Source organism: Marinobacter nauticus, from assembly GCF_003634635.1.
Lineage (GTDB): Bacteria > Pseudomonadota > Gammaproteobacteria > Pseudomonadales > Oleiphilaceae > Marinobacter > Marinobacter nauticus.
Genome location: NZ_RBJB01000004.1, coordinates 593,714 through 617,783, shown reverse-complemented (window position 1 = coordinate 617,783; position 24,070 = coordinate 593,714). Strand labels below are relative to the sequence as shown.

Annotated in this window: 21 protein-coding genes and 1 tRNA gene; 12 read left to right on the top strand and 10 right to left on the bottom strand. The window is 53.6% G+C overall.

Features of this window, described 5'->3' with window-relative positions:
* Window positions 1-45 precede the first annotated feature (45 nt).
* Together C7436_RS14200 and C7436_RS14195 are read right to left on the bottom strand one after the other, a co-directional pair.
* Window positions 46-768, bottom strand: a complete 723-nt coding sequence (locus C7436_RS14200) for an LrgB family protein (protein WP_121208228.1) — start codon at window positions 766-768, stop codon at window positions 46-48.
* Complete coding sequence (locus tag C7436_RS14195) at window positions 761-1,126, bottom strand: CidA/LrgA family protein (RefSeq protein WP_011783992.1); 366 nt, start codon at window positions 1,124-1,126, stop codon at window positions 761-763. The genes C7436_RS14200 and C7436_RS14195 overlap by 8 nt, the downstream gene beginning before the upstream one ends.
* Before the next feature lie 78 nt (window positions 1,127-1,204).
* On the opposite strand from C7436_RS14195, the gene C7436_RS14190 reads away from it, so the two are divergent.
* The 8 genes from C7436_RS14190 (at window position 1,205) to C7436_RS14160 (ending at window position 7,401) form a co-directional block, all read left to right on the top strand.
* Complete coding sequence (locus C7436_RS14190; RefSeq protein ID WP_011783991.1) at window positions 1,205-1,750, top strand: YaeQ family protein; 546 nt, start codon at window positions 1,205-1,207, stop codon at window positions 1,748-1,750.
* Between the two features lie 90 nt (window positions 1,751-1,840).
* Window positions 1,841-1,917: transfer RNA gene (locus C7436_RS14185), tRNA-Arg, on the top strand.
* 460 nt (window positions 1,918-2,377) lie between these two features.
* Entirely contained in the window at window positions 2,378-3,997 is a 1,620-nt protein-coding gene (locus C7436_RS14180) for an ABC-F family ATP-binding cassette domain-containing protein (RefSeq protein ID WP_121208227.1), read from the top strand.
* A gap of 566 nt (window positions 3,998-4,563) precedes the next feature.
* A complete protein-coding gene (locus C7436_RS14175) occupies window positions 4,564-5,484 on the top strand; it encodes a DMT family transporter (protein ID WP_121208226.1) in 921 nt (306 codons plus the stop codon).
* A gap of 57 nt (window positions 5,485-5,541) precedes the next feature.
* Complete coding sequence (locus C7436_RS14170; protein WP_121208225.1) at window positions 5,542-5,955, top strand: hypothetical protein; 414 nt, start codon at window positions 5,542-5,544, stop codon at window positions 5,953-5,955.
* Between the two features lie 14 nt (window positions 5,956-5,969).
* Entirely contained in the window at window positions 5,970-6,098 is a 129-nt protein-coding gene (locus tag C7436_RS19025; protein ID WP_265936671.1) for a hypothetical protein, read from the top strand.
* Complete coding sequence (locus C7436_RS14165; RefSeq protein WP_121208224.1) at window positions 6,098-6,562, top strand: GNAT family N-acetyltransferase; 465 nt, start codon at window positions 6,098-6,100, stop codon at window positions 6,560-6,562. Before C7436_RS19025 ends, C7436_RS14165 begins: the two co-directional genes overlap by 1 nt.
* Window positions 6,563-6,642: 80 nt before the next feature.
* A complete protein-coding gene (locus C7436_RS14160; RefSeq protein WP_121208223.1) occupies window positions 6,643-7,401 on the top strand; it encodes a methyltransferase domain-containing protein in 759 nt (252 codons plus the stop codon).
* Window positions 7,402-7,475: 74 nt separating this feature from the next.
* Here C7436_RS14160 and C7436_RS14155 read toward each other — a convergent pair whose 3' ends face one another.
* From C7436_RS14155 to C7436_RS14135, 5 genes are all read right to left on the bottom strand, one after another.
* On the bottom strand, window positions 7,476-9,800 hold the full coding sequence (locus tag C7436_RS14155) for a molybdopterin guanine dinucleotide-containing S/N-oxide reductase (RefSeq protein ID WP_121208222.1): 2,325 nt from the start codon (window positions 9,798-9,800) through the stop codon (window positions 7,476-7,478).
* Between the two features lie 71 nt (window positions 9,801-9,871).
* On the bottom strand, window positions 9,872-10,510 hold the full coding sequence (locus tag C7436_RS14150; protein WP_121208221.1) for a response regulator transcription factor: 639 nt from the start codon (window positions 10,508-10,510) through the stop codon (window positions 9,872-9,874).
* Between the two features lie 7 nt (window positions 10,511-10,517).
* Window positions 10,518-12,041 carry a PAS domain-containing sensor histidine kinase gene (locus tag C7436_RS14145; protein WP_121208220.1) on the bottom strand — a complete coding sequence of 508 codons (1,524 nt, stop codon included), beginning with the start codon at window positions 12,039-12,041 and terminating at the stop codon, window positions 10,518-10,520.
* Window positions 12,042-12,137: 96 nt separating this feature from the next.
* On the bottom strand, window positions 12,138-12,683 hold the full coding sequence (locus tag C7436_RS14140) for a hydrolase (RefSeq protein ID WP_121208219.1): 546 nt from the start codon (window positions 12,681-12,683) through the stop codon (window positions 12,138-12,140).
* A gap of 13 nt (window positions 12,684-12,696) precedes the next feature.
* Entirely contained in the window at window positions 12,697-13,128 is a 432-nt protein-coding gene (locus C7436_RS14135; RefSeq protein WP_121208218.1) for a MaoC family dehydratase, read from the bottom strand.
* Between the two features lie 151 nt (window positions 13,129-13,279).
* On the opposite strand from C7436_RS14135, the gene C7436_RS14130 reads away from it, so the two are divergent.
* The 4 genes from C7436_RS14130 (at window position 13,280) to C7436_RS14115 (ending at window position 18,660) form a co-directional block, all read left to right on the top strand.
* Complete coding sequence (locus tag C7436_RS14130) at window positions 13,280-14,647, top strand: malonyl-CoA decarboxylase (RefSeq protein ID WP_121208217.1); 1,368 nt, start codon at window positions 13,280-13,282, stop codon at window positions 14,645-14,647.
* Window positions 14,648-14,674: 27 nt separating this feature from the next.
* Window positions 14,675-15,424 carry an acetoacetyl-CoA reductase gene (phbB, locus tag C7436_RS14125; RefSeq protein ID WP_121208216.1) on the top strand — a complete coding sequence of 250 codons (750 nt, stop codon included), beginning with the start codon at window positions 14,675-14,677 and terminating at the stop codon, window positions 15,422-15,424.
* Window positions 15,425-15,504: 80 nt separating this feature from the next.
* A complete protein-coding gene (locus C7436_RS14120; RefSeq protein ID WP_228198147.1) occupies window positions 15,505-17,214 on the top strand; it encodes an acyl-CoA dehydrogenase in 1,710 nt (569 codons plus the stop codon).
* Window positions 17,215-17,238: 24 nt separating this feature from the next.
* Window positions 17,239-18,660: an NAD-dependent succinate-semialdehyde dehydrogenase gene (locus C7436_RS14115; protein WP_121208214.1), complete on the top strand. Its 1,422-nt coding sequence runs from the start codon at window positions 17,239-17,241 to the stop codon at window positions 18,658-18,660.
* A gap of 135 nt (window positions 18,661-18,795) precedes the next feature.
* Here the strand turns inward: C7436_RS14115 and C7436_RS14110 are convergent, their stop codons facing one another.
* The 3 genes from C7436_RS14110 to C7436_RS14100 form a co-directional block, all read right to left on the bottom strand.
* On the bottom strand, window positions 18,796-20,421 hold the full coding sequence (locus C7436_RS14110; RefSeq protein ID WP_121208213.1) for an AMP-binding protein: 1,626 nt from the start codon (window positions 20,419-20,421) through the stop codon (window positions 18,796-18,798).
* Window positions 20,422-20,463: 42 nt separating this feature from the next.
* Window positions 20,464-21,864, bottom strand: a complete 1,401-nt coding sequence (locus C7436_RS14105; RefSeq protein WP_206855717.1) for a hypothetical protein — start codon at window positions 21,862-21,864, stop codon at window positions 20,464-20,466.
* A gap of 423 nt (window positions 21,865-22,287) precedes the next feature.
* The gene (locus C7436_RS14100) at window positions 22,288-23,871 is read right to left on the bottom strand and encodes a methyl-accepting chemotaxis protein (RefSeq protein WP_121208212.1); all 1,584 of its coding nucleotides are present in this window, start codon (window positions 23,869-23,871) and stop codon (window positions 22,288-22,290) included.
* Between the last annotated feature and the right edge of the window lie 199 nt (window positions 23,872-24,070).

Here is a 24,070-nt window from a genome sequence, read left to right as displayed (position 1 = left end):
AACATGGACCTATTCGTATGGTGAATGACCCAAAAAGCAGCAGCCTCAGAACGGAAAGACAAAAGGCAAAAACAGCGCCGTAAACACACCCGTCAATCCCATCCCCAGGGAGGCAAAAGCGCCCGCCGTGGGGCTGATCTCAAACGCCCGGGCAGTGCCAATGGCATGACCATTAAGCCCCAGGGCAAAACCCACCATCCGGTCATCGGAAATCTTCATCCATTTGGCACCCCAGTCCACAAATACCGAGGCCAGTACGCCGGTAATCAGCAGACCGCCGAGGGTGAGTGCAACCGAGCCACCCAGCTGTTCCGCAATGCCCATGGCAATGGGCGCGGTAACCGACTTCGGCGCCAGCGACGCCAGTATGGAAAGCGGAGCGTCCATTAGCCAGGCAATACCCACCGCATAGACAGCCGCCAGACTGGCCGCCAGTGGCAAGGTGCACAGAATTGGCCGCCAGAGCGCGCGAATATGGTGCATCTGCTGATACAAAGGCACACCCAGGGCCACCGTCGCCGGGCCCAACAATACCGTTAACCAGCGCGCCCCCTGCTGATAGGTTTCATAGCCAATACCACTGGCCGCCACCGCCGCCGCCAGAATCACCGCCGCCATCAATACCGGCGGCATCCACAGGGGGCGTCCCACCTTCGCGAACAACCAGTTTGCCGCCATAAACGCCGCCAGCGTCAGGGCAATGGAAAGCATCGGGCCTGCGGTCCAGACCAACAGCAATTCCTGCATTCGTCCGTTGAACTCAGTCATGACTGTGCCCCCGGGTGCGATCTCCCGCTGTTTTCTTCATCAGCCACAGCGTGGTCACGGAACTCAGCAAGGTACCCGCAACCAAAGCCACTGCAACGGAAAACCAGTGGCCCGCAAAGCGATCGGCAATAAAGAAAACCCCGACAACACCCGGTGAAATCAGCAGCACCAGCACCGAGATCAGCCCGCGACTGGCTTCCGCCAACTGATCACTGACCCGCCCCCTCAACATCAGAGTGGCCGTGACCATCACCATCCCCAGCACGCCACCACTGATGGGCAGGCCGACCAGTACCCGCAATGCCTCACCCAGCAGAAAAAACACCACCAGAACCAGAAAACCCCGCAACAACACCATGCTGCTATGCCCCGCCACGCTCAATATGCTCTACACTAACGCCCTGACCCGCCCAAAGACCACAGGACTATTCATTCAATGGCACTGAAAGCCACCATCTTCAAAGCCACCCTCCATATCGCCGATATGGACCGGCACTACTACGCCGACCACCATCTGACCGTTGCCCGCCATCCCTCTGAAACCGACGAGCGGATGATGATCCGGCTGCTGGCCTTCGCCCTCAACGCCAACGATAACCTGGAATTTACCAAAGGCCTGAGCACAGACGACGAGCCGGAACTCTGGCAAAAATCCCTGACCGGAGACATCGAACTCTGGGTGGAACTGGGCCTGCCCGAGGAAGACCGCCTGCGCAAGGCCTGCAACAAGGCCAATCAGGTCATTCTCTATACCTACGGCGGGCGTGCGGTGCCGGTGTGGTGGGACAAGCACCATAACAAGCTGGAAAGATTTAGCAACCTTACTATTGTCGACCTTCCGGCAGAAGGAACAGCCGCACTGGCGGCCCTGGCAGAACGGTCCATGACCTTGCAGGTAAGCATCCAGGATGGCGAAGTGACCATCAGCAACGAGCAAAATCTGGTCAACCTGACGCCAGACCAGCGGCTACCTCGAATCTGAACGAAACGCTTAATGGCCGGGGCTGGACAGAAGCCGCCGGCACACGTAAGATTGCGCACTCGAAATTGACGAGCACTCGTTATTTCGAATGCGCCCGTAGCTCAGCTGGATAGAGCGTTGCCCTCCGGAGGCAAAGGTCATAGGTTCGAATCCTATCGGGCGCGCCATTATTTTCAAAGGCTTGCGTGAGAACGCAGGCCTTTTTTGTGTGTAGCCAAATGGTGCATTACCGGTGCCCAGCGGCTTTAGGCCCCACGTTACTCTCCTAGCAGAGAGAGACCCTTTCACGGATTTCAACACATCACCTCTTTGACACAGCCACTCTTCGTTTTCGAAACCATCGGTCGCAATGAAGACATTCGGGCAAGGTGATCAAGGCAGATGGAATGGCCTTCGCTTGAGAATATGGCAGGTCAGGCGTTGTCGGATATCTCGATCGTGAATTTTTGGCTCAACTAGTTAAAACTACTGCTTGGCCCATTTCTCCACATGCTTGTACGATAATCAGCGCACTCTTTCCCTTATAAGGTATTTGTCCAATGCGCTATTGATGCCGCCGTTGTTGTGACGGCCAGTCTCCACCAGTCCCCAGTAGCAGGGGAGTTCTTGGCATCTTTGGAATAGAGCATGACGAATCCTCATCTCGTACTGAAAAACGTATCCCACGTTCTGTCAGACGGCAGAACTCTTTTCTCCGGCCTTCACGAGCAGTTCGATATGCGCTCAACAGGACTGGTCGGACGCAATGGTGTCGGTAAAACTCTGCTGGCACGAATCCTGGCTGGGCTGTTACAACCAACCACCGGCCACTGCCAGTGCCAGTGCTCCGGCAGCGTGCATTATCTCGCCCAGCAAGTGGTGCACCCTGATGGTTCTACAGTGGCCGAGTTGGCGGGGGTAAAGCACACGCTGGATGCGCTAGCACGTATTGGGTCAGGCAGCACAGCACCGGAGGATTTCGATGCCGTGGGCGATCACTGGGACATACACCAGCGACTCCGCTATGAACTTGAGCGCAATAACTTGAGCCACCTTGAAACAGATACGCCTGCCAGCATCCTGAGCGGCGGAGAGGCAATGCGAATTTCCTTGATTGGTGCCATGCTCTCGGATGCAGACTTCCTGATTCTCGATGAGCCGAGCAACCATCTCGACCGACCAAACCGAAAGGCGCTGATCAAACAATTACAACGCTGGCCGCGTGGGCTGATCGTGATCAGCCATGATAGACAATTGCTGAAGTCCATGGAGCGCATCGTGGAATTGTCTTCCCTTGGGCTGCAAAGCTATGGAGGCAACTACTCATTTTACGCTGAGGCTAAGGCACACGAACGACAGAACGCTCTGCAAAACCTGAGTGACCGCAAACTTGAACGCCAGCGGCAGGAACAGGCGATGCGGAAGCAGCGTGTACGGCAGGAACAACGGCAAGCACGCGGTAACCGGCGAGGCAAAGAGGCCAATCAAGCCAAGATTCTGTTGGATCGTCAGAAAGAGCGCAGCGAAACATCGTCAGGCGCGCTGCGCCAGAAACAGGCCTCCAACCGGGCACAACTCAACCAACGCGTGCGTGAAGCCTCACAGCAAGTTGAAGATGAGCCACAAATAACCCTGCACGAGATACCAACCAAGCAGGCCGCAAAGCGGCGCGTGGCCGAACTGAATGACGTGGTGCTACCGTACGTATCGGGAGCAAGCCAAACCATCAACCTGGTCTTGGGTGGAACACAGCGCATAGGTGTAGTCGGCCCGAACGGTTGTGGCAAATCCACGTTGCTTAAAGTGATCTCGGGCCTGGTTTCGCCTTTGGCTGGGGTATCCAAGGTAACGTCGGAGAGCGCGTATCTCGATCAGAGATTAGAAAATCTGAACCCAGAGAGTACGGTTCTGGAACAGTTACGATTAGCCAATCGCACAGCTGACGACGGGGACCTACGCATGCGCTTGGCGCAACTGGGACTTGACGCGCAGAAGGTAGTGATACCCAGCGGCTCGCTGAGCGGCGGTGAGCGTCTAAAGGGAGCTCTCGCTTGCATACTCTACGCCGATTCACCACCGCAACTGCTGTTACTCGATGAACCGAATAACCACCTTGATTTGCCCTCAGTACAGGCATTGGAACTCATGTTGCGTAGTTACCATGGCACGTTGATCGTGGTGTCGCATGATGACACCTTTCTGGAAAACCTCGAACTAACAGATCGCTTGCTTGCTACTGAAAACGGCTGGAGTTTGGAGCCACTTTGACGGAAATGTCGCGTTTCCCATGATAAACCATAGCTGCCGTTGCCATACTGGAATCTACTTCTGAATGCCATCCCACATATCAACCAATTAACCCCAATATCCAGAGAAAATTGCCGTTAGTTGGCAAGCAACTACCGCTTGGGTTGACTGTCCACCAAAGTCACTAACTAACCAACTGAAATCAGCAGCCAAACTAAACAATGCCTATGGTGTTTAGGCGTGTCTTTTTAACTACCCCGATCAAGTGCTTTAGGTAGGGTTCGGTGGGAGTTAGTTTGTAGTTGCCCTCCCCTGTGGCCTGCATCGAACAGCTTGATCGGGCGCCCTCCCCCAATGACGCGACATGCGCCCGGCCCGTTTTGCTTTCTTCTCTCTAACGTCTCGAATAGTGAAGAGTTCAGCCATCAATTCAATGGCGGTTTTTCCCATCACCGAGTCCAAGGCGATCGGGATACAACAGGTCTAGAGCCCTAAAAAAGAGCACGAGAGCAAGAATCGGATGTTTCGAGCTCGGATTACCCTCTAGGGTGAAGCCTCGATACTTTGACCGGGGAATGCCAGCAGCCATGACACACTCGATAAACACCTCAATGGGTGGCCGTGAATGGACAATGCTTGTTTCGCTGTCAGTTCTCTGGGGTGGTTCGTTTTTCTTTGTAGGTGTGGCTGTCGCGGACTTACCACCACTCACGATAGTAACCCTCAGGGTTTCTCTCGCTGCCATTTTGCTATGGACGACGGCAATAGTAAGGGGACTGCGTCCGCCAAAAGGATTGAAAATATGGGCGGCTTTTTTGGGAATGGGGCTACTGAACAACGTTATCCCGTTTTCCCTGATCGTGTGGGGCCAAACACAAATTGCATCTGGACTTGCGTCGATTCTCAATGCAGCAACTCCGATATTTACGGTGGTAGTCGCCGGTATCTTTCTGCCCGACGAACGCGTCACGCCGCGAAGGGTGCTGGGCGTAACGGTTGGATTCCTCGGCGTTGTTTTGATGATAGGACTACCAGCGATCAACGGTACAGGTGTGCTGGCGCATTCCGCCGTTATTGCCGCAACTCTGTCTTACGCATTTGCTGGCGTGTTTGGGCGCAGATTTAAGAAAATGGGCGTAAACCCACTCGTAAGCGCAGCCGGCCAGGTCACCGCATCGTCGCTGTTTTTGGCGCCTGTCGCTTTAACCGTTGACGGTCCGATTAATCTCGCCGATCTGAAGTTGACGGTTCTAGGTTCAGTTATGGGGCTTGCAGTGTTTTCAACAGCCATCGCTTATGTGCTGTATTTCAGGATTCTGGAATCGGCTGGAGCAACCAATCTCCTGTTGGTTACCCTGCTGGTGCCTGTTTCGGCAATCCTCCTGGGTTCATTGTTTTTAGAAGAGGAACTGAGGACTGTTCATTATCTGGGAATGGCTATGATTGCTGCGGGCCTATCAGTCATCGATGGCAGGCTTTGGCATCGTTTCAAAAACAAAAGACACTAGAGCGCTTTACGCCGGAATATACTCGGTGCCTTGAACACGTTGAAAAGGAGATTCTCGATGACCGACTCGAAATTCGACTCTTCCATTACTGCCCAGCACCAACCCGTGGCAATGCCGGTTTTCTGCTTGGCACTGGGAGTGATCGCATTTTTGGTTTCATGGTTAGCGGCAGATGCTCCGGGCCAAGGGCTAGCGATGTTAGGAATAATGATTGCCTACGCATCACTTTTGCGATTTGGGCAGCGCTATGAGGCTGTCCAAGTACTTAGTCAATACCCAGAGAAAGATGAACGACATAAGCTGATTCAGCAGCGAGCCCTGGCGGTCGCTTACTATGCAGTTGCTGCTGTCGCACTGATTGGCTTTATCTGGGAGCTCGCGAACGGAACCACCGGCACCTTCGCGTTGATCTGTTTCGTCGGTGGAACCACCCACATCCTTGCCACGGTGATTCTGCGTTGTCGGATATAGATCGGAAAGATGTGATGACAGAGACGCTATCGGCCTATCTGCGTAATGTGGATTACCCGGAAGCCGCAACCATCCGTCTGCATTACCTGAGAGTGAAGCCCAATACTATTAGCCACCGCCCTGAGAACCGCTTGAGGGAATAATGGAGTACCTGGAAATCGACCCGAAAGACGCCCCGGTGCCACTTCTATTGGAGGCCGACCCATCGGAGAGGTTGATTAAATCATATTTACCAAATTCGTGGTGCTATGCAGCTAAATCAAATGATGAAATTGTTGGCGTGTGCATTGTAAAAAGCAGGGGCAATGAAACGGCTGAAATATTGAATATAGCCGTGGACCCTAACCATCAAAAAGCAGGTATTGGAACCCATCTTCTGAGTTTTGCTTTAAAGAAGTTAATTGGTAAGAGAATCCAGCGGGTGGAATTAGGCACAGGTACATTTGGGTACCAGCTCGCCTACTATCAAAGACTTGGCTTTCGCGTGGAATCCGTAGTTAAAAACTTTTTTATAGAAAACTATGAAGAACCTGTATTCGAACGTGGCATACAGCATAAAGACATGCTGAAGCTCTACATCAATATTGACCCAGATAGCGATGGATAACATCTTTGCACTTCACGGAGAAGGGCTCACACCACGCAGACGCCCGGGGTCGGGTTCACGACTAAATCAGGGATACAAATATGGAAAACCGTTACGGAAAGCTGGCCTCCCGGGTCTACCACCTGGACAAGCCTGTAGGCCGCTCCTTTGGTGATATCGAATTCTATCAGGATCGCCTCAAATGTTGTTCCGGTCCCATACTGGAACCTGCGGTCGGCAATGGGCGGGTGTATATACCGCTTCTGGAAGCCGGATTTCACATTGAGGGATTCGATGCTTCGGACGACATGCTAGATTACTGTCGAAGTGAATCCGAGACTCGCAATCTTTCTCCCACGCTGAGCTGTCAAACATTCAGCGAGTTCCGGTCGACGACAGTGTTCGACGCGATCATCATGCCCGCAGGGTCCTTCCAACTGGTCACTCAAGTCGATGCTGCCCGAGAACTACTACGCAGGTTTTATGACCACCTTGTTCCCGGGGGCAGACTGATTCTGGACATCGACAACATGAAAGGCCTCATGGAGACGTCAGGGACCATGCGCCGTTGGCAACACTCTGAACGCGAACTACTGACCCTGACAGGGAGCCCGCCAGAGATCGATTATGTGCACCAAACATCCCTCTCAATTCTGCGGTACGAGCACTGGAAAGATGGCGCTCTAGTGGCAACCGAAATAGATCTTTTTCATCTGCGGTGGTGGGGCATTAACGAGCTGACTCTTGCACTGAAGGACGCGGGCTTCCATAACGTTTCGGTTTCGGGCGATTACCGCCCAGGCAAGCCACTAACCAACGAGGACCTGGTCTTCAGCTTTGAGGCTCAGCGGCCGTTATAAACCAGCTCTTATGTGTCCCCCGACCAAACCGGCAGCGACGTAGGCAATTAGTTTTCAATCACCCGCCTTTCCTGTTACTCACCTTTCCGCACCACCGGGGGCACAAAAGCCCCCACCGGCATCACCGGCCCGCTATACACTTCGATATCAACAAGGCAAGACATCGCACTGGGCCCCTGAGCCAAACGTGAGGTTCCCTCATCCCGAGTGAGGACATTGGGATTGCCATGCAAACAGGAGAGATCTGCCATTCCCTCAGTGGGTGGGTCATACCAGGCGCCGGTACTCAATTGCAGAACACCCGGGCGAACCTCATCGCTGATCACTGCGGTGCAGAGGCAGGCACCGCGAGGACTAAACAGACGGACCAGACTTCCGTCGTTTATCCCTCTTTCCGCCGCATCCTGCGGGTGAATCACCACCGGCTCACGGCCGTTGATCTTCGATGCCCGGCTATAGGAGCCGTGGTCCAGTTGCGAATGCAGTTTGTTCTTTGGTTGGTTTGAAATCAGGTGCAGCCGGTATTTGCCGGCAGTCTGACCGGCCCACTCGGCCGGCTCCCTCCAGAATGGAAATCCCGGACACTCCTCGTAACCAAAAGCGGCGACCTGCTCTGAGTAGAGTTCGATTTTTCCGCTCGGCGTCTTCAGCGGATAACGAACCGGATCGTCCCGAAACCGTTTCAGCAAAACCTGGGGTTCCTCCGGTAACGAATTCTCAAACCATCCGCGCGCCACAAACTCCGGAAACGCTGGCAGATCGATATTGCTGGCTTTGGCTTTCTCGCGGGTCTCATCATAAAGCGCCTGCAGCCAGCCCGACTCATCCCGGTTTTCGGTAAAGGCATCCTGAACCCCCAAGGCACCGGCCAGTCGCCCGAAAATTTCGTAATCCGTCAGACTCTCGCCAACCGGTTCCCTGGCCTTTTCCATGAAAATCAGAAAAGGGTCCCGGCTGGACGAGGCAATATCGTTGCGCTCAAGAGATGTGGCCGCGGGCAGAACAATGTCCGCATGCTTGGCCTGAGCATTCCAGCACCATTCATGAACGATCACCGTGTCGGGTTTCTGCCAGGCCTGACGCAACCGGTCCAAATCCTGATGATGGTGGAACGGGTTGCCGCCGGCCCAATACACCAGCCGAATCTCCGGATACGTTCCCTTCAGGCCGTTGTACTCAAACGTCTCTCCGGGTTTCAGCAGCATGTCTGCAATCCGGGCGACCGGTATAAAGCTTTTTACCGGGTTGCGCCCCTGGGGCAGCGACGCTCCGGGAATGCCCTGGTAATTGGCGCCGATGGCATTCATGGCACTGTATCCGAAACCGATCCCTCCGCCGGGTGTGCCCAACTGACCGAGCATCGCCGCCACCGCGATGGCTGCCCAGTAGGGCTGTTCCCCATTATCCTGCCGGGTGAGTGACCAACTCACTGAAATCATGGTCCGCTTGCGGGCCATCTCACGCGCAAGCTCCCGTATGTCGTCTGCCGACAGGCCGGTGCGCACTGCAGCCCAGTCTGCGGACTTGGGCTGACCATCTGTCGCACCCAGAAGATACGGGAGGAACCGGTCAAAACCGGTTGTATACCGGGCCAGAAACGAGTGATCCGCCAAGCCTTCCTCGTTCAAGGTATGGGCAATACCCAGTAACAACGCGACATCACTGCCCGGATAAATCGGACACCACTGAGCCCCAGCCTCTTCAAGAACGTCCGAGCGTATCGGCCCGACATTCACAAACTTCAGGCCATTCGCCGCGGCCGCCAGCATTCCTTGCTTCTGAACATGGCGCCCGACGCCGCCATTGGTCACCTGCCCATTTCGGACCGGCACCCCTCCAAAGGCCATAAACAGCTCACAGTGTTCCTTAAGAACGTCCCAACTGGTGGCACCATTGACCATGGAGTAAAAGTCGCCGAGAACATACGGCAACGTGACTTCCGCCGCCGCATAACTGTAGGTGTTGACCGAGTATGTGAACCCGCCAATGGTATTGAGGAAACGCTTTAACTGACTTTGTGCATGGTGGAACCGCCCGGCACTGGACCAACCGTAGGAGCCTCCGTAGATGGCCTCATTGCCATACTGACTCCGAACCCGGTCAAGCTCACCGCTCACAAGTTCAATCGCCCGGGGCCAGGACACCTCGACAAATTCATCCTGCCCACGCGATCCTTCGGCGCCACCCGGGCCACGTTCAAGCCACCCCTTGCGGACCATCGGCCGGGTAATTCGCAACGGACCTTCCAGAACATCCACGATACCCTGACCAATCGGGGAGGGATCAGGATCCAACTCAAATCCTTCCAGCGCAGTAACGGCTCCGTTGTGGGTGTGAACCCGGTAGGTGCCCCAATGGCTGCTGGTGAGTGTACCTTTGACTGGACGTGCAGAGTTCATGCTCATGCTCCTGTTTTTGTTGTACAGGCATGAAAGCACAAACGTTGACCAATGACAAATACCTGGATATGCTAACCGAAATCGAGGGTTTTTACCTGACCCAGACCAATCGCGACCTGAACCAGCTCGGCGAACGAGTCCACCTGCATTTTGGCCATCATATTGGCCCGATGGCCCTCAACCGTCTTGCGATTAATGCCAAGTTCGTCCGCGGCTTCCTGGTTGGAGAAACCCTTGACGATCAATTCCAGAACCTGGCGCTCCCGGCGGGTGAGACTGTCGTAACGCTCCCGGATCCGTGCCTGTGAATTCCGGCGGGCAAACCTTGCACGGTCTTTTTCGAGAGCATTGTGAACGTGATCGATCAGAACCTGATCGTCGAAAGGTTTCTCTATGAAGGTGAGAGCGCCTTGGGTCAGCGCCCTGACGGCCATGTCAACATTCCCATGGGCGGAAATCATGATCACAGGCAGCTCAATATTGTGTTCCGGCAGTTTTTTCTGGGCATTGATACCGCTCAGGCCGGGCATACGCACGTCCATGACGATACAACCACTTTGCTGCTCATCGAACGCGTCAAAAAACGTCAGCGCATCCTCGAAAGTTCGGACCTTAAGCCCGACGGACTCCAGCAACCACTGCAGAGAATCACGGACATCAGCATCGTCGTCGATCACGAAAACCGTTTGAGCTTCGTTATTGGAGGTCATGAGTTGTTCAATCGGCAGTATTCAATGTGAATGAAAAGCACGCGCCACCCTCTGAGAGGTTTGTCGCCCACAGCTCGCCCCCCAGATTCTCTACCAATGAGCGACTGATGGCCAGCCCCATACCCAGTCCGGACTGTTTGGTGGAGAAAAAACGGTCGAACAGTCGGGACATATCGTCATCTGATATACCAGGCCCTTCATCTGACACACTGACCCGAATCTGATCAGCATCCTGCACGGCGACACGTACCCGAACCGTTCTTGGTTCGGTTTCCGCTTCTGGGCTTTCACTTGCCTCAATCGCGTTCACGATAAGGTTCAACAGTACCTGCTCCAGCTGAATTCTGTCACCAAGAACCGGCGGCAATCGATCGGGGATATCGGTTACCACGCGGACATGACTACGGTCCGCTATGGACTCACAGAACTCAATCATATCGTTGATTAGCTCGGGTAGAGCCAGCGATGTAATGACAGGCTCCTGTTTGCGGGTAAAATCCATCATCCGATGAATGATCTCTCCTGCCCTCAAGGCGGTTCGTATACTTCGAGTGATAGGTAGCTCAACATCACCCCAGGCAATACTGTCATTGCCTGCGAAACGACGCTCGATACCCCGCAGGTAGTTCACCATCGCAGATAGCGGCTGGTTGAGTTCATGGGCAAGGCTGGAGGCAAGCTCGCCCATGGTCACAAGACGGCTGGCATGGTCAATGTCTGCGCGGTACTGCTTCAACTGTTCCTCGGCCGCTTTTTTATCGGTTAGGTCATGCGCAACGATTGAGAAGTATTCGATGTCACCATGTAATGATCGGTGCGCAAGCAGTTCAAGAAGCACGGGAATCCGGCCCCCCCTCAGACTGCGCATCATCACTTCACCCCGCCAATGCCCCGTGCTCCGTGCTACCGGAAACCCTTCACCTTCTATCAGGCGCTGACCCTTATCTGTCAAAAACCGAGTCACCTCAAACGACGTATAGTCGATCTGTTCCAACCCCAACGCCCTTCGAGCCGCCTCATTCAGGTGGGACACGGTCTGGTCCAGGTTCACGAACACCACAAGATCCTGAGTACTCTCGAGCACCCTCGCTAACCTTCGGTTCGCCTTGTCAGCCTTGATTCTGTGTGTGGCATCCCGGGAAACAACCAGAATCTCCCGGATGTCGTTGGTGTCGGGATCCCTGATCGTCCGGCTGGTGCTTTCCAGCCATATGTAGTGCCCGTCCTTGCAACGGAATCGGTAGGTATGGGTATATAGACCCCGGTCATAAGTGACCGTTGGTGCGCGAAGCCGGAAGTCCTCGACATCATCAGGATGGTAAAGGTCGTAAGCTGACATACCGACAATTTCTTCAACGCTATAACCCAGCAAATGGGTAACGGCGGGTGAAGCATAGATGAACCGCCAGTCATCCGGGGTGTGGCGGGAAATCATGTCGGTCGATTGCTCCGCCATCTCCGCCAGCAACCGGTTCCTTTCTGCATCATCAGTCAGTGCAGAGAAACCCTCTTCCGGGGTGCGGGTTTTCATGTGCGGGAACTCTCCGGGATCTGGTAGTTTTTTTCAGCCTTCGTGCACTGTGGGTATCCGGGGCCATGACCGCGCAAGTCACAGCCCCCTAGCATACTACCTCAGGAATTCCTTGCTGAAAGTTCTGAACTCGGCGGCATCGGAACCACGAAGCCATTCAAAACCCACCATTTCCCGAGTAACCAACTGAGCACCCGCACGCTCGACGCGCCGCAGAGCAATCTCGGTGTCCAGAGGGTTACGGGCAGAGATAGCATCTGCCACAACAAAAACCTCTAACCCTTTATCAAGCATGCTCAACACAGACTGTACAACACAGGCATGGGACTCCATTCCACATAGAACAACCTGCTGCCGGTCGTGGGCATTAAATGCCGCTTCAAAACCTGAATCATCGATGCAGGAGAACAGTGTTTTACCATGCAGATTGGCTTCGCCAACCAGGTCGCGCAGTGCCTCTTCGGTGTGTCCCAAACCATCCGGGTATTGCTCTGAGCCAATAACCGGCACATCCATCAGATGCGCCAGCCGAACCAGCCATCTACAGTTGTCCACCAGTTGGTCGTGTTCGTGAACACCTGGCAATAAACGGGCCTGAACATCAACGACGGTAACGATCGATTTGTTTTTGCTCAACAACATAGTTCACTCCTGTTTATGCCGGACGACGGTCGACCATATTCGTTGCAACGCCTTCGGCCACCACGGTATCGCCAACCTTGCAGACTGTTTCAAGCTTGACCCGACGCCGCTCCTCATTGATTTCGATGACTTTTGCAGAAGCGATAACGGTATCGCCAATGTGTACTGGCGCCTTGAAGCGGATTTGTTGATCGATATAGATCGCGCCCGGTCCAGGCAACCTGGTACCAAGTACCGCGGAGATCAGTGCGGCACTGAACATGCCATGAACGATGCGTTCCTTGAATGGCGTGGTCTTGGCGTACTCGTCATTAATGTGGACCGGGTTATCGTCACCACTGATACCGGCAAAAAGCACAACATCAGCATCAGTGATGGTCTTGGCGTAGCACGCTTCCATGCCGATTTCGAGATCTTCCAGATAGTAACCATGTAACTCTTGCATTGTAACTCTCCTAAGATTAATCCATGAGCCTGTTACACTAATGGTTTGCAATCGATAAACCAAGTATTTTTACTTGGTTTTTTCGAATCCCTCTGATAGCCTTCTGCTCAACAACAAAGACAACACCGCTTTGCAGAAGAGGAAACGCGGTATGCAAACTCAACCTGTGAATATCTTTGAAAGAGCCTTCAAAAAGCTGGTGCCGGGAGGGCTGGACTCAGGCATTCGCCGCGAATCTGACGTGATGAGTATTTCCGAGGAGCTCAATGATTCGGACATCACAACGGTGAAGGAATGGATCAATAACTGCCTTTCCGAAAATGGTGGTCAGGTAGAAGCAAGAAATCGGGCCGCGCTGCTCGGTCGGGCCTATCTCAAACTATCTCGGACGGGTAAGGTTCGATTTCTCGGTCTCCTCGCGGAAGAATATGGTGTCAACGAAGGCGTGGTAGAGACCTCTATTGCGGAATGGCACAGCGCGCCAGCCTCAAAGAAAACGGAAAAAGCGCAAACACTGCGCAAGGCGCTTGAGCCAAGCCGAACAACGCTTCTGAAGCAATTTAACGGAGTACCATCCGGCGTAAAGTTCCTGGTCGATATGCGAGAGGAACTACTCGCGTTCTGCAAGGACTACCCATCGCTTAAACCCCTCGAGACCGACCTTCGAGACTTGCTGGCAACCTGGTTTGATGTAGGTCTTCTTCAGTTGGAAGAAATCAGCTGGAACTCAAGTGCGGCAATCCTTGAAAAGCTGATCGCTTACGAAGCCGTCCATGCGATCAAAAGCTGGAGCGATTTGAAAAATCGACTTGACTCAGACCGGCGCTGTTTCGCCTTCATTCATCCCAATATGCCGGAAGAGCCATTGATCTTTGTAGAGGTCGCTCTGGTAAACGGGCTTGCAGGGAATGTGCAGAAACTGCTTGATGAAGATGCTCCAACGCAGGAGATCGAAACAGCCGATACTGCGATTTTCTACTCCATCTCCAATGCGCAAAAGGGTCTGGCAGGCATCAGTTTTGGTAATTTCCTGATCAAGCAAGTGGTCAAAAAGCTCAGTGACGAATTCCCTCAGCTTAAACAGTTCGCAACCCTCTCTCCTATCCCCGGGTTTGCAAAGTGGCTTGAGAGCTGCGCTCCGGCAACTTTATGCAACCTTCCGGGAGGTGAAGATTGGCTGAGCCTGCCGCCACCGAGGGTGCCTTCAATTATAGAATCCAACGATTCTCTCCAGACGAAGCAAGATGCACTTATCAAGCTGGCAGCTTCATATCTGTGCCTCTGCCAAAAGAGCTCCAAGCGTGCGATGGATCCGGTTGCCCACTTCCACTTGAGTAACGGTGCCCAGGTTGCGCGGATCAACTGGATGGCAGATACGTCGAGAAAGGGATTGGAACAGTCGGGCGGGCTGATGGTGAATTACGTTTATGAACTCCCGCGAATTGAATCCCGAAGCCAACAGTACATTTCTGAAGGCGTGATATCGAAGTCGTCCTCTGTAAAGAAACTACTCAAGTAACCCCCAAAAAAGTGAAAGGAGAGTCCCATGACTAATCGAATTGCTGTTGTAACCGGAGCCACAGGCGGTCTAGGCACAAGCATGTGCAAGGCGCTGGCAAATCAGGGGCGATCCGTCGTCGCCTCACATCTGCCGGATCAAAAGTCGACAGATGAAGCTCTGACATGGCAAGAGATGATGCGCAAAGACGGTGTCGAAGTTGCCGTCTACCCACTCGATGTCACGAGCTTCGAAGACTGCCAGTCTTTTATTTCTCTTGTGGAAGATAACCATGGTCCGGTTGATATTCTCGTTAACAACGCGGGAATTACCAATGATGCGCCGCTCAAGAAGATGCAGCCAGAGCAGTGGAATCAGGTAATCAACGTAAACCTCAACTCAATGTTTAACATGTGCCGGCAAGTATTTGAGGGAATGTGTGAGCGTGGCTTCGGTCGCATCGTTAATATTTCATCCCTGAACGGCGAGAAGGGGCAATTTGGGCAGTCAAATTATGCCGCGACAAAAGCCGGGATTTATGGATTCACCAAGTCCATTGCCCTTGAGGGCGCTCGAAAGGGGGTCACGGCCAACTCCGTTTCTCCCGGCTACATCGATACACCAATGGTTCGAAAAGTACCCGAAAAGGTTCTCCACAGCATTATTGAAGGCATCCCCGTCGGTCGGCTGGGTAAGCCGGACGATATCGCAAGAGCCGTTGTATTTTTGACTGCAGACGATGCCGGTTTCGTAACGGGCACGAACCTGTCAGTCAACGGCGGCCAGTACATGAGCTAAGGGAGCGGACAATGACAGAGTACAGAGCACCGACGCGGGAAATGGTTTTCACACTCCAGCACGTAGCTGGATTCTCCGAAATGGTCAAAGCCTGCGGCTATGAAGAAGCTTCCGAGGATGTCGTTAGGGCGATTCTGGAAGAAGCTGCAAGATTCTCAACTTCAGTGATTGCACCGACGAATGCCGTCGGTGATCGACAAGGCGTGAAGCTTGACCAGAACGGCGTTGTCAAAACCCCCGAGGGTTTTCGTGAAGCCTATCAGCAGTATGCCGATAGTGGTTGGGCCAGTTTGCAATTCAACCCTGAATTTGAGGGTCAAGGCCTGCCGTTTTCTCTGGCGATACCGGTACAGGAAATGTGGCATGCTGCCAACATGGCCTGGGGGCTCTGTCCTCTGTTGTCTCAAGGCGCCGTCGAAGCACTTTCAGAAAATGCGAGCGACGAACTCAAACGAAAACTACTGCCTAAAATGGTCTCCGGCCATTGGACCGGAACCATGAACCTTACCGAGCCTCAGTCTGGCTCTGACCTCTCCGGTATTAGAACCCAAGCTGTTCGAGACGGCGATATCTATCGGATTAAAGGCCAGAAGATATTCATCACCTGGGGTGAACACGATCTGGCAGAGAATATTGTACATCTGGTGCTGGCCCGCCTACCGGATGCACCCGCCGGGGTAAAAGGCATCTCACTGTTTGCCGTGCCCAAATTTATCCCGGACGATCATGGCAACATCGGCACCAGAAATGACTGTCGTGCGGTATCCCTCGAGCACAAGTTGGGCATCCATGCCAGCCCCACGTGTGTGATGAGCTATGGAGACAATGACGGCGCCGTTGGCTACCTGGTAGGGGAAGAAAACCGAGGCCTGGCGTGTATGTTCACGATGATGAACAATGCCCGCCTTACCGTAGGCCTTCAGGGCGTTTCGATATCAGAACGGGCTTACCAGCAGGCCCTCGCTTACACCCGTGAACGAACTCAGGGAACAGCCCCGGGTGATACCGGACTCTCAGCAATCATCAGGCACCCAGACGTGCGTCGGATGCTGATGACCATGAAAGCGCTGACCGAAGCCGCGCGAGCTCTCGCATATAAAGGGTGCGTCGCCGTCGATTTTGCCAAAGGCAAACACCTGCCTGATGATCTCAGGGCCCGTCAGCAACGCCGGGCGGACCTTCTGACACCGTTGGTTAAAGGCTGGTGCACGGAGATCGCACAAGAAGTGACTTCGTTAGCGATCCAGTGCCACGGCGGAATGGGTTTTGTGGAAGAGACGGGTATAGCCCAGCATTACCGTGATGCTCGTATTTTGCCCATCTATGAGGGAACCAATGGTATTCAGGCACTAGACCTCATTGGCAGAAAGACCATTCGTGACAACGGGATGGCGGTTCGGGAACTGTTGGCGGATATGCAGGCATCTGCTGATACAGCTCGCGAACAGTCTCTGCTCACTCAGGAACGACAGTCCAGATTTGATCAAGCGGTAGCGTTTGTAGAGGATGCGACCAAGATAGTACTTGAGCACCGGGCAGACGAGGCCTTTACCGGCTCCGTCGCGTTCAACTATCTGATGCTGAGTTCAACCGTTACAGCTGCCTGGCTCATGCTGGAGTCCGCATCAAAGGCGAACGGTACCAAATCGAACGATGACAAGTTCGCTGCCCAAAAACTGATTACCACAAATTTCTTTTTCGATCATATTCTGCCCCGTTGCTCCGGATACCTAACGGCATTGCGCTCGGGAGACGAGGCGGTCATGGCATTGTCAGAAACAGACTTATAATTCAGCGTTCTTAGGTGACCAACCATGTTCATAAATGGCGAGTGGGTGACCAACCGACAACAGTTTCCCGTTACAAATCCTGCAACAGGTGAAACAATCGGAGAGGTCCCCGACTGCACAGATGAAGACATTGAATCGGCCATAACGGCCGCTGATACAGCGTTTGGAGATTGGAAGAAGACCACAACTTACCAGCGATCTCAGCTGTTATACCGAGCCTGGGAGTTAATGATACGCCGCAAGCGAGAACTCGCGGTGCTGATGACCCGAGAGCAAGGCAAACCGCTTAAGGCCTCTCTCAACGAGGTCCAGTATGGTGCCGATTTTCTTTTATGGTTCGCAGAGGAAGCAAAGCGAACTTACGGACAAACGATACCATCATCCAGAGAGAACCAGAGGTTTATTGTCCACAAGTCACCTGTTGGCGTTGTGGGCGCCATCACGCCGTGGAATTATCCAATTTCGATGATAACTCGGAAGCTAGCCCCCGCTCTGGCGGCGGGCTGCACGGTAATTCTGAAGCCTGCTGAAAGCACGCCTCTATGCGCTAAAGCCATGATGGAGATTTTTGCTGAGGCAGGTTTTCCTGCAGGCGTGATTAATTGTATTACTGTTCAGAATCCCGCTCGGGTTGGCACAGCATTCTGCACCGATCCACGCATCCGAAAGCTAACGTTTACAGGCTCAACACCGGTTGGCAAAGAACTTAACGGACTGGCTGCAGCCAACATGAAAAGGGTTTCGATGGAACTAGGTGGTCATGCGCCTGCCATTGTCTTTCCCGATGCAGACCCAGTGCACGCAGCCAAAGGTCTCTCCCTGGTCAAGTACTTGAATACAGGCCAGGCTTGCATAAGCCCCAACCGCATCTTTGTTCACGAAGACCATCTGGAACCATTCATCTCAGAACTTACCAGCCGCACAAAGCGGCTAAAGGCCGGCAATGGCATGAATGAAGGCGTCGGGATTGGACCATTAATAAACGAACTGGCACTCCAGAAGGTGGATCGGCAGGTCAAAGATGCTGTTGCCCGGGGCGCGAAGATCGAAACTGGCGGCCAACGTCTGACTGAAGGAGAGTTGGGTGCCGGGTTCTTTTACGCACCAACCGTTCTCTCCGGCGTAACCGAGGCTATGGCGATATACCAGGAGGAGACTTTCGGGCCGGTCGCGCCAATAATCGCGTACAAATCCGAAGATGACGTCATTGCTATGGCGAATGATACCGATTATGGGCTGGCCGCCTATATCTACAGCAACAATATCAGCACTGCCATTAGAGCATTCGAGGCTCTGGATTTCGGAATCATTGGCATTAACGACATAAACCCGACCAGCGCTGCCGCCCCCTTTGGCGGAATGAAAAACAGCGGTCTGGGAAGAGAGGGTGCTCAGGAGGGCATTGAAGAGTATTTGGAAACCAAACTTGGCGGTCTCGTCATCTAAAGACCATCCTCCTTTTGCCCGGCTACATGCCGGGCTTTTTTAACCTTCCTGAACCGTCTGAACTCGAAAGCTCACTTACAAAAAACCCCGGCATGCGCCGGGGAAATACCTACACCAGGTTCACACCATCTTCTACTATGTCATCAGTTGGCTTCTCAGCAGGTGCTTCTGAAGTTTTCCCGTTGACGTTTTCGGCAATTCCTCCGCAAAAACCACCTTCTTCGGGACTTTAAAACCAGCAAGGTTCGCACGGCAATGGGCAACGATATCTTCTGCTGTCAGCCCCTCGTTATTCGGCTTGAGCGTAATAAAAGCGCAAGGGATTTCGCCCCAGTGATCATCGGGCGCTGCCACCACCGCGGCTTCCATCACAGCGGGGTGATCATACAAAGTGCTTTCAACCTCAAGGGTAGAAATGTTCTCGCCGCCAGATATGATGATATCTTTGGATCTGTCCTTAATCTCAACGTAGCCGTCTGGGTGCCAAACGCCCAGGTCACCAGTATGAAACCATCCACCCTTGAGAGACTTATTCGTTTCCTCGGGGTTGTTTAAATATCCCTTCATCACTGCATTGCCACGAACGAAGAGTTCCCCGATGGAGATACCATCCTGAGCAACCGGCTCCATCGTATTGGGATCGGCGACCATCATGTCGGCCATTGACAGAGAAAGAATTCCTTGCCGAGCCATTTTGACAGCCTTCTGTTTCAAACCCAGCGTATGCCAGTCGTCCTGGAACTCACAAATGAGGCTTGGCCCGTAGGTTTCCGTCAGGCCATAGAGATGAACCACTTTGATTCCCATGGATTCCATCGATTCAATAGTCGCTGCAGGGGGGGCTGCGCCGCCCGTTGCAGCCGTAATGGACTGATTGAAAGGCCGCTTCTGATCTTCCGGCGCGTTGATGAGCATGTTCAAAACGACGGGAGCGGCACAGAAATGGGTAACACCGTGCTTCTCAAAAGCTTCAAACACCGGCTTCGGGTGTGGTGACCTGAGGCACACGTGGGTGCCAGCCGCTGCCGTGACCGCCCAGGGATAACACCAGCCATTGCAATGAAACATTGGCAGTGTCCAGAGATACACGGCACCTGCCGGCAATCCGAACCCGATGACGTTGCTCAATGCATTCAAGTGAGCTCCGCGATGATGATAAACAACACCTTTGGGATTTCCGGTCGTTCCTGATGTGTAGTTCAGTGCAATGGCTTGCCATTCATCGCTCGGCATTTCCCACTCGAAATTGTCCTCGCCGGTCGAGAGCAATTCATCGTAGGTCATACGACCAATCAACTCGCCTCCCTCAAAGCATGGATCATCAACGTCCACGACAATGGGCTTTGCGTCACACCCCGAGAGCGCTTCGCGGGACCGATCGCTGTACTCTTTGTCGGTAAAGAACACCTTGGCACGACCATGATTCAGCATGAATGTCATGGTCTTGGAGTCGAGGCGTGTGTTCTGGGCGTTCAGAACGGCACCGATCATTGGCACGGCAAAATGCAACTCCAACATCTCCGGAATATTGGGAAGCAAAGCGGCAACCGTATCGCCTTTTCGAACACCCAGCTTGCGAAGCGCTGAAGCCATTTTCAGACAGCGCTGATAGGTTTCTGCCCACGATCGGCGAATATCGCCGTGGATGACGGCGGTTCGGGAGGGGTGAGCCAACGCTGTTCTTTGGATGAACGTGATCGGTGTCAGAGGTGTGTAATTAGCCTCCAACCTATCCAGCCCGAGCTCAAACATATTTTCCATTTCATCTAGCCTCTTGTTTTTGTACAACAACCTTCTTTTGCATCAACTCCGATCAGCGACCGCATCCTCTCCAACGCCATCATCGTGGTGATGAGTAGCCTCATATGCATCAGCAAACCAGTTTTTCTCGAGGAAGAACCAAAGCACCAGCCCGACCCCAAGCCCCCAGGCGGCACCTTTCACCGCCAGCACCGAGCCCACGATCACGGCCACGCCCCGCTCGAGATTGGTTTGGCGATCCAGCATTTCGATCGCCAGATAGCCACACAGATAGCCCTGAATCAGCAGAGTCAGCGCCATACCGATGTTCAGTCCAGGCTTGAAGAGCGTCACCACGGGCACCAGCACAATCGCAATGGTCATGCCCCAGTACAGGCTGGTTGCCCCACCCCAGTAACTGTCCATAACGGAGCGGGGATTGTTCATATACCGGTTAATCACCAAAGCCTGACCACCGGTCCAGCCCGGCCCGGACAGGCTTATAAAAGGTGCAAACAAGGCGTGCAGCATATTGCGAATACCCACAATGATGCTGTTTCGGCGTGGGCTGAACACAAGTTTTTCATCCTTGCGTACACCGTCGGCATTCTTGAAGAGCGAATCCATTACCAGAATGTCGCCAAACGCGATGATGTAAGCTGCCAATGCCAGGGGAATTGCATCGATAAAGTATTCAAGAGGAGGAAATCCCAGACCGAATAGACTGTAATCCCGGAAGATCGTGGAAAAGGGAATAGTGGTGAACCCCCACTCGATGACCGGCGCATTAACCTCGCCAATGATGATGCCGAATACGTAGGCAATCAGAAACGGCACGGCGATACCGTACTGCGCAACAAACCGGAAAAAACCGTAGCGCGCACGCAGAGGCCCGGCTGTTTCGGAAAACAGCATGAAAAAGCCAAGAACGGCACCAGTCAGAATCGTGATAGGCATGCTCCATACGCGACCGTCCGCCGCAAATTCGCCCATCACGGCGGACACTCCGGCCCCAATCAGGATGCCGGACTTGAGCGACATGGGCATCTTGCGCACCAATGCATCGGCACCTTTAAACACCCCCAGCCCAAGAAAAATCACCGCGACCGTTAGCTGCAGCGCAATGAGTGCGAGCAAACGCTCGTCCCCCTCTGGATAGCCAGTCAGAAAGGCGATGTAAAGGGGAATGCCGGCGGTAATCCACCCTGCTACCGCCGGGTCGCCAAAATGTGAATGCACCAGATAAAGAATATTGTTTAACAAAACAAAAGCGACAGCGATTTCAAAGGGTATACCGAGAACCGACGTCATCAAGGCGGTGATACTGAGTGGAACCACGCACAGGATAGCCCCCTGCAGCACATCCGGAATTTCCACTTTGTAGTGCACAAAAGGAACACGCAATTTCAGTGCACCCAACATCGATGGTTGCTCACCACCGGTCGGTCTTTTGTGTAAGGACATTGTTTTTGTTCTCCATCCAATTGAATTCATGAAAGGATATACCTCGATCGAAATACTAGGCATTATCACGTGCACATTCAATGGTTTTTACTTGGTTTTTCGAGTATTTTTAATTGAATCCATTGCCAGCATTCCAAGCGGGAGGCATAAACGCCTGATTGCGTTACATGTATGAGTTAGCAGAAGACGTCGACAGGGCCCCGAAACTCTTTCGGGGCTCTTGGGAAGGGCTGATATAGTGACAGACAGGATCTGGAGCCGGGCACAGAAACACTGTAAGTGTTCCAACGCCCGTTCTAACCATGCGATGCAGTCAGAATCTCCGGCGCGGGGAATCGCCTCAATGTGGGCTTGAGAGTCCGAGGTAGTATCGACTCACCTCAACATAAATCAAATACAGTAGATTATGGTTAGGTCGGTTAACTAACGCTGTCCACGATCTGTTTCTCCGGAGAACTTAAACCTCACTACCAACTCGTGTAATTCGGCCGCGATCTTCTCCATCTTTTGAACACTGGCTGCGGACTGTTCGCCTTTCTCAAAGTTCACCGATGCGAGCGAGGAAATGCTCTCGACCTGCTCGTTAATCTGGTCGGAAACCTGCGCCTGTTCCTCCACAGCGGTGGCCATCTGAATCGCCATTTCTGCAATGGTATTCACTGAGTCTGCAATCTGGTTCAGGGTCTTTTCCGCATCCAGCATACGGTCCAGCCCACTGTCTGAAGCCAGATTACCCTGTTCGGCGACCTTCACCGATTCGGACGACCTTGAGAGAAGCTTGTCGATGATCCCGTGAATCTCACGGGTGGAATTCTGGGTCCGTTGGGCCAGGTTCCGGACCTCATCCGCCACCACCGCGAAGCCACGCCCGTGTTCCCCGGCTCTGGCAGCTTCAATCGCCGCGTTCAGAGCCAGCAGATTGGTCTGCTCGGCGATGTCTTCAATGATCTTCGCCACATCTGCAATCTTTTCACTCTCCGTCGCCAACTCACCGACGGAGCGACTGATGCCATGAACGGTGGTTTTCAGTTCTTCAATAGACTGCCTGGTTGAGGCGACAACCTGGCTGCCCTGTTCCGCCAATACCCTGGCCCCATCGGCTTTGTCGGCGGTTCGCTGCACGTTTTCGGAGACTTCGCCGATGGTCTGCGACATTTCATGAACTGCCGCGGCCACCTGCTCGGTCTCGGCCTGCTGTTTCCTCATGGTGTCCTGGGCCTGAGAGGAGTATTCCAGACCTCTGACTGCGGCAGTCTTTACACCGGCGGCAGAATCTTCAATTCGGGTCAATACGGCGTCAAGGTGGGCTTGTTGCGCTCTGACCGCCACCTTGATGCGCCCTAACTGCAGGTCATCATCGGTGTAGCTTCGCGCTGCCAGGTTGTCTGTAAAGGTATTACCCATCATATCGGTAACCGACTGAATCAACCGGTGCCTCGCTATATTCATCCAGATCGCATAGACGAGCACACCCACCGACAGCAAAAGCTCTGACAACACTTGTTGGCCCGAGAGGAATAATCCCCCGGCTGCCATCAACAATCCCAAAAGGCACCAGGTGCTTGGGGCCACCCGATGCCAGAACGGGATCCCGGTTTTCCCTTCCCGAATCGACTTGTAGAGCCTCTCAGCCCTAGCCACATCCTCCCGGCCCGGACAAGAGCGAACGGATTCATAACCGACAACCTCGCCATTTGCGGTCACCGGTGTGACGTAAGCGCTGACCCAATAGAAGTCGCCGTTCTTGCAGCGGTTTTTCACCAGGCCCATCCACGGTCGGCCGGCCTTAAGGTGAGACCACATGTTCTCATAGGCTTTCGGAGGCATATCCGGATGACGAACGATATTGTGCGGTTGCCCGATCAACTCATCCCGGGAAAAACCGCTGACCGCCACGAAAGCGTCGTTACAGTGCAAGATCTTTCCCCGCAGATCCGTTGAGGAAATCAGTTTTTGCGATTCCGGAAACGTTCTTTCGTTCCCGGTTATGGGTAGATTCTGTCGCACGAGGTTCGTCCTTTTCAGCCTGGCCGGTTGTTGTCGGTGGGGCGGCGATTATCGCTGTCCCGTTGCCCAGTTCCAGTTTGTTTTGTAACGAACAGCCACAAGTCCCATAGGCCTCTCTCAGGCGCTCCATACCTTTTTAATCGGGGTGTGGTTTCAATGAAAAGGTTATTCAGGGAGGTGGCAATATCAGGCAGCCTGC